The sequence below is a fragment of the Trichocoleus sp. FACHB-262 genome (genome assembly GCF_014696035.1).
In the GTDB taxonomy this organism is placed as follows: Bacteria; Cyanobacteriota; Cyanobacteriia; order FACHB-46; family FACHB-46; genus Trichocoleus.
The window spans coordinates 58,219-64,826 of sequence record NZ_JACJPK010000019.1; the positions used below are offsets into that span (position 1 = coordinate 58,219).

6 protein-coding genes and 1 pseudogene are annotated in these 6,608 nt (G+C 47.4%); 5 read left to right on the forward strand and 2 right to left on the reverse strand.

The window, feature by feature from the left end; genetic code table 11:
- Positions 1-3: 3 nt before the first annotated feature.
- From tuf to H6F68_RS04865, 3 genes are all read left to right on the forward strand, one after another.
- Complete coding sequence (tuf, locus tag H6F68_RS04855; protein WP_190437052.1) at positions 4-1,233, forward strand: elongation factor Tu; 1,230 nt, start codon at positions 4-6, stop codon at positions 1,231-1,233.
- Positions 1,234-1,385: 152 nt separating this feature from the next.
- On the forward strand, positions 1,386-1,694 hold the full coding sequence (gene rpsJ, locus H6F68_RS04860; protein WP_370527507.1) for a 30S ribosomal protein S10: 309 nt from the start codon (positions 1,386-1,388) through the stop codon (positions 1,692-1,694).
- 285 nt (positions 1,695-1,979) lie between these two features.
- On the forward strand, positions 1,980-2,633 hold the full coding sequence (locus H6F68_RS04865) for an LON peptidase substrate-binding domain-containing protein (protein ID WP_190437046.1): 654 nt from the start codon (positions 1,980-1,982) through the stop codon (positions 2,631-2,633).
- Between the two features lie 90 nt (positions 2,634-2,723).
- Here the strand turns inward: H6F68_RS04865 and cofG are convergent, their stop codons facing one another.
- Both cofG and H6F68_RS04875 read right to left on the reverse strand, forming a co-directional pair.
- Complete coding sequence (gene cofG, locus H6F68_RS04870; RefSeq protein WP_190556931.1) at positions 2,724-3,716, reverse strand: 7,8-didemethyl-8-hydroxy-5-deazariboflavin synthase subunit CofG; 993 nt, start codon at positions 3,714-3,716, stop codon at positions 2,724-2,726.
- Positions 3,717-3,797: 81 nt separating this feature from the next.
- The gene (locus H6F68_RS04875; protein ID WP_190556933.1) at positions 3,798-4,514 is read right to left on the reverse strand and encodes a LuxR C-terminal-related transcriptional regulator; all 717 of its coding nucleotides are present in this window, start codon (positions 4,512-4,514) and stop codon (positions 3,798-3,800) included.
- A 444-nt stretch (positions 4,515-4,958) separates the two neighbouring features.
- Here H6F68_RS04875 and H6F68_RS04880 point away from each other — a divergent pair, with 444 nt between their 5' ends.
- Both H6F68_RS04880 and H6F68_RS04885 read left to right on the forward strand, forming a co-directional pair.
- Positions 4,959-6,080, forward strand: coding sequence for a hypothetical protein (locus H6F68_RS04880; RefSeq protein WP_242065350.1), 1,122 nt, complete (start codon positions 4,959-4,961; stop codon positions 6,078-6,080).
- Between the two features lie 166 nt (positions 6,081-6,246).
- A pseudogene (locus H6F68_RS04885) lies at positions 6,247-6,608 on the forward strand (photosystem II q(b) protein); the annotation flags it as partial.

Genomic DNA, 6,608 nt, shown 5'->3' on the forward strand with positions numbered 1-6,608 from the left:
TCCATGGCACGCGCAAAGTTTGAACGGACTAAACCCCACGTTAACATTGGTACCATTGGTCACGTTGACCACGGTAAAACCACTCTAACTGCTGCAATCACTATGACTCTGGCTGCTTTGGGTCAGGCAGCAGCTAGAAATTATGATCAAATCGATGCCGCACCTGAAGAGAAGGCTCGGGGTATTACGATTAACACAGCTCACGTTGAGTATGAGACTGCCAACCGTCACTATGCTCACGTAGACTGTCCTGGCCACGCTGACTATGTCAAAAACATGATCACTGGCGCTGCTCAGATGGACGGTGCCATCCTAGTGGTGTCTGCGGCTGATGGCCCTATGCCTCAAACTCGTGAGCATATTCTGCTCGCGAAGCAGGTAGGTGTTCCAGCAATGGTTGTCTTCTTAAACAAAGAAGACATGGTGGATGATGCAGAACTGCTTGAGTTGGTAGAACTCGAGGTTCGTGAACTCCTCAGCTCCTACGACTTCCCTGGCGATGATATTCCTATCGTTGCTGGTTCAGCGTTGCAAGCAGTAGAAACCATGACTGCTAATCCTAAAACGCAACGAGGTGAAAACCAGTGGGTTGATAAAATTCACCAACTCATGGATGAAGTTGATGCTTACATCCCAACTCCTGAGCGTGAAGTTGATAAGCCCTTCCTGATGGCGGTAGAGGACGTATTCTCCATCACAGGTCGTGGTACAGTCGCAACCGGCCGGATTGAACGCGGAAAAATCAAGGTTGGTGACACCGTTGAATTGGTGGGCATCAAGGACACTCGCAGCACCACTGTAACGGGTATCGAGATGTTCAAGAAGAGCCTTGAAGAAGGGATGGCAGGAGACAACGCGGGTCTACTACTGCGTGGTATTCAGAAAGCTGATATTGAGCGGGGCATGGTAATTGCTCAGCCCAAGTCCATCACTCCTCACACTCAGTTTGAGTCTGAAGTGTATGTTTTGAAGAAAGAAGAAGGTGGTCGTCACACTCCTTTCTTCCCTGGCTACCGTCCTCAGTTCTATGTTCGTACCACTGATGTAACTGGCACCATCACCACCTTTACTTCCGACGACGGTAGTGAAGCTGAAATGATCATGCCTGGCGATCGCATCAAGATGACTGTAGAACTGATCAACCCGATTGCAATTGAGCAAGGTATGCGCTTTGCTATTCGTGAGGGTGGTCGTACTATCGGTGCGGGTGTCGTCTCTAAGATCCTCAAGTAACTCTCTGTTATTGATGATCTAGGAGCAGAAAAGAAGTGCCATTTCGGTATTATGCTTTTCTGCTCCCGCTTTTTTGGCATAGCACTTTGCTATACAGATTATTTTTCAGATCGTAGAACCTCGACAATTCGAATAAATCCAAAATGGCAACTATTCAGCAGCAAAAAATCCGTATCCGCCTCAAAGCTTTTGACCGTCGTCTCTTGGATACTTCTTGCGAAAAGATTGTTGATACTGCAAATCGCACAAACGCTACAGCGGTTGGACCGATTCCCTTACCAACCAAGCGAAGAATTTATTGCCTTCTGCGATCGCCTCACGTAGACAAAGACTCCCGAGAGCACTTTGAGACTCGGACACATCACCGCATCATTGATATTCACCAGCCTTCTTCAAAAACTATCGATGCCTTGATGAAGCTAGATCTACCAGCTGGCGTTGATATTGAAGTCAAGCTCTAGTAACGCTAGGGAAGTTTTATAGAGGTTGGAAAAACTTGGTCTTGACCTTGCTAGCCTACGCCTCAAAACATTGAGCCAGATCAAATTAGTGTTGGTTTTATCCCCTTAAAGCGTGAGGCATGAGCTTTGAGGGGCTTCTTATTCTTATTAATTTGCCTTTGCGTTCTGAGCAATTTAAGTAAGTTCAAATAATAGGTTTCTACGGAAAACTTTTGGTGGTGCCCTGATGACTCCCTTATATGGGATAGAGTAGAGACAGAAGCACTGTCTCTTAATCTTTAGACAATGGCATCCTCCTCATCAATTGCGGTTCGAGAACTTCCTCTATTTCCCCTGCCAGAAGTAGTTCTGTTTCCCGGTCGGCCTCTCCCTCTGCACATTTTTGAATTCCGTTACCGCATCATGATGAACACGATTCTGGAGGGCGATCGCCGCTTCGGAGTGTTGATGTGGGACCCGGTTGAAGGAAAACCTGCTCTGGTAGGATGCTGTGCTGAAATTCTTCAATTTCAACGCTTGCCTGATGACCGTATGAAGATATGGACACTGGGACAACAACGGTTTCGAGTGTTGGAATATGTCCGAGAAAAGCCTTATCGGGTAGGGCTTGTAGAGTGGATAGAAGACCAGCCTACCGAACAAAACTTACAACCTTTAGCGACTGAAGTTGAGCAATTGCTTCGCGACGTGGTTCATCTTTCAGCCAAGCTCACAGGTCAGGTTATCGAACTACCGGAAAGTATTCCTGATCTACCGCTAGAACTTTCCCACTGGGTAGCTAGTAATCTATACGGTGTTGCGAGTGAGCAGCAAGCTCTTTTAGAAATGCAAGATACGGTAGCTAGGTTAGAACGGGAAGCAGAAATCCTCACTTCCACGCGAAATCATCTAGCGGCTCGCACCGCATTGAAGGATGTCTTGAAGGATACTCCTAAATAATTGCAGCAAGTTAGGGACGGCGATCGCCAAACCTGCTAGATGAATACCAATGCAAGTAGGCTGTTCAGAGATTAGATCTGAGCAGCCATTTCAATTTGAGTGGCCATTGCCAACTTGGGTTTGTAAGGTAGAACGCCACTGCTGTACTAGCGTCTGCGACCGCTTTGGTAGCCAATGATCATACTTAGGATAAACCGGCAAGCGGGGTACTAGATGCCAGCCCTCTGGGGCCAAGATCGCAGTTAAAGTTTCTACTTCTGGCTGGGAATAGTCGGGGTTCACTTCATCTCGCGGCCCAATTCCACCTAAGTCCCTCGCTCCCGCTGCTAAGCAAGCCAATAGTAAGTCTGGTTGCTGCACTAGATTAGGAGGGATTTGTAAAGTAATGCTGTTAGGTAAAATCTGCCGAGCTGTTGCAATTACCTCGACCAGTTCTGCTGCGGCGAAGGTAGCTCCCTGCCAAATTTGGCTTTGGCCTGGGCTATGAGGTTGCAAAATTACTTCTTGAATATGTCCCCAGCGCTCCTGTAGCTGTGCGATCGCTTCTAGGGTTGCCCAGCGATCGCCTGGAGTTTCACCAATGCCCAATAATAATCCTGTTGTGAAAGGAATTTGCAGTTCCCCTGCCCAAGCCAACTGTTGCAGTCGTAGTTGAGGAACTTTACTAGGAGCATGGCGATGTACGGTTTCTAATAACTTTGGGGTAACTTGCTCTAGCATCAACCCCATAGAAACATTTACAGCCTTTAGCTGCGACATCTCCTCAAAGGTGAGAGGCCCGACATTAGTATGAGGCAGTAATCCCAGAGATAAAGCCAATTCCGCTAAATCAGAAATTCGTTGCAGCCAGTCAACTCGCCGCAAACTGCGCGGATGCACTTCACCACTGAGCAGCAGAATTTCAATGGCACCTTGAGAGCGAACTCGCCGCAATTGAGTTTCAGCTTCGCTCAAAGACAACCAAACATCCTCTCCTGGATCAACTCGAAAATTGCAGTAGGTGCAACGATTAAAGCACTCATAAGTGGGTACTAAAGTGTAAGCAGGACTATAAGTAACGGTGACTGTTGTGGGTAGAGGCATAGATTCAGCAGCAAGGACAAGCAACTTAGAAGTCTAGCTGCCCTTGCTGAGTCTTACTCGCTTAGTCTTATAAATCATTGCTTAAAACACTACAACCTGTTCTCGCCCTTGGCAGCTCCGTTTTTTGGCATAAACGTTTTTGACGTGAGTTTTGACCGTGTTCAAGCTGATGCGTAATGTTTTAGCAATTTCTTGATAGCTGTATTCCTGCCGCAGCAGCATCCAAATTTCGGTTTCGCGTTCAGTCAGGTCGTATCTCTTTTGCTCAATCTGTAATTCTTCTCGCAGTACCTCAGTGCAGTTCTCTAAAATCACCAAAATGTACTGAGAATCGTTAGCTGAACTGGCAACCCCATCAGTCGGGTTCACTTGTAGCCAGCTAGCTCGGATGCGAATCAGATGCCCCTGAGGAGTTTGGCGTTCGACAACGAGAGGTTGCTTGGTAGAACTAGCATTTTTTAACAAGCGGTGGCCAATTTCTGAGATCACTAACGGTGGGCTAGCAGGTTGGCGATCGCCTGAAGCTAGAAGTTGGCACAGATGATTAGCTCTCTCGTTTAGATAAAGTGGCTGCATATTACGAGAGAGCACCACTACTCCTTGAGGCAAAGCCTCCAACAGAGTACTCCAGAGCATCTCCAAAACCGATGTGCTAGCTGTAGGCACTTCATCTCTTCGCTCCATAGGGGGTTTGAAGGTGCGTCTGGTGAAGATTTGGCTGTTAAGGAAGTAATGATTGAGCGATGCAGTCTTGAGGAATTGAGCCTCTACGGGATTAGGAAGTAGACGGGCTGTCATGGGGGTGTGCCTCAAATCATGCCGCTATTCTGCGCGCTCTAAGAATGAACATGCAATGAGCAGCTAGTAGGCAGCACCAGAATCCTGAAGTGCAACTAACCACGCTGAAGCGAGGTGAACCAGGGTGAAGTGAGGTGAAGTTTTCCGTTACAATTCCTTTCTCGATAGAGAAATTGCGGAATAATAGTGTCAATTAAGCAAAAAGATTGGGGCCGCACTAGATTTGTCAGCGGCTTATCTCAGCTATAACAGCGCCTAGGGCAACCTTGAGCTGTTATCCCCTAAGCGCAGGAAGTAGCTACTAAACCTTTTTTGGCTTTCCTGTAGTCTAGATTTTCAACTGAATTGCCTTTTCAAGACTCACTCGTTAGGGTGCTCTTTTGTTTAAGCCCTATCCTGCCAGCGCCGAATCCTTTAAAACTCTGCCGACTCAGGTATTGCTGAATGATTAACTTTGATAGCCGCTCTAAGCTGATCGCTGAGGGACGCAGTGTAGACAAAACTGTCTCCTCCCTAAAACCTGAATTATTAGACCAATGGTTTCCGGTACAACAGCAGCAATATTATGTTTCCCAATGGATGGGAATCGGTCGAGTTGGGTTAACAAAGCGACGGGCTGAGTGCTTGGTGCAGTTATGGGCTTACCTATTTCTCAAACAACAATTTCAGTTGGGGCAGATGCCTAAAGCTTCCTTAACTGACTTAGGGAGTTTAGAAGGGCTAGTACCTTGCACTCACCGTGAGGCAGCTGAACTGTTTTACAGCAAAACAGAACGAGGGAGCGATCGCGCGGCTGGCATGATGATCGATCGCCTAGCAGCTTTAGGTCTGATCGAAAAAAAGTTTGATGGTCACACCATCTGCATTGGCATTCGGCCCTTACCAACAACACCTCCACCAAAAGACCCAAGCTTGCCCGAGGTTTTACCAGACGCCTTTAACCCTAGAACCGATACGATTCCTATTGCCAACTTATTGGCGCGTAACTACTCGTGGATGGACAAAGACCCTTCCGCAATCGCACCTCAGAAAATTGCCAAAATTTTGCGGTGTTGGGCTCAACAGTACCCCAAGGGGATGCGGGTGTTGCGCCGATGTGACAACTTGACTGCCGTTGGGATTAACATCCTATTTCCTGTCGCGAGTGAATCTGAAGTTAATTTTTTCCTGCCACCCACTAAGAGCCTTTACCTCACGACTAGCACTGAAGTTGACCCATTTAAGATCGCTACCCCAGGAGATCCAGACTGCACCTCCATTTTTGTTCGCTCCTGGATGATTGATCCGCCTTACATGCAGCGGCAACAGATGTATCAATTCTTGGAGGATGGCCGAAAGACCTTAGTGGCTATGCAGGAAGACTTCCCCAACTTATGCGACATTTACGCACTTGCAATTCATCCTATTTACGAAGAGTTACAGCCAGCGATCGGATTTCATAAGACTTGTCAAGCACCTCAAAGCCTTCTGTACTGGACTTATCAACCAGTAGATCGTTACTTAGCTTTAGACCTGAAGCAAGCAGTTGCCAACTTAAAGCTGGATCTTTTCCCCAGCGATCGCTAAAACAGGAGGTGCCAATCAAACGGAGGTATTTGTAAATAAAAGTTAAATATTTGGCAATTAATACTCATAAACTGCTTTACAAAATTAAATAGATCGTCTAACCTAAGACTTAAGTGGAGTAAACATCCACGCATCATTTTGTAGTTCATTAAGCACTCATCCAGACATGACTACCACTCTACAGAGACGCGAAAGCGCCAACCTGTGGGAGCAGTTCTGTAACTGGGTCACCAGCACCGACAACCGCCTCTATGTAGGCTGGTTCGGCGTCCTGATGATCCCCACCCTGCTCTCCGCTACCATCTGCTTCATCATCGCTTTCATCGCGGCTCCTCCCGTTGATATCGATGGTATCCGTGAGCCCGTCGCTGGCTCCCTCATCTACGGCAACAACATCATCTCTGGTGCTGTTGTGCCTTCCTCCAACGCAATCGGCCTCCACTTCTACCCCATCTGGGAAGCGGCTTCCCTCGATGAGTGGCTCTACAACGGTGGCCCTTACCAGTTGGTGATTTTCCACTTCCTCAT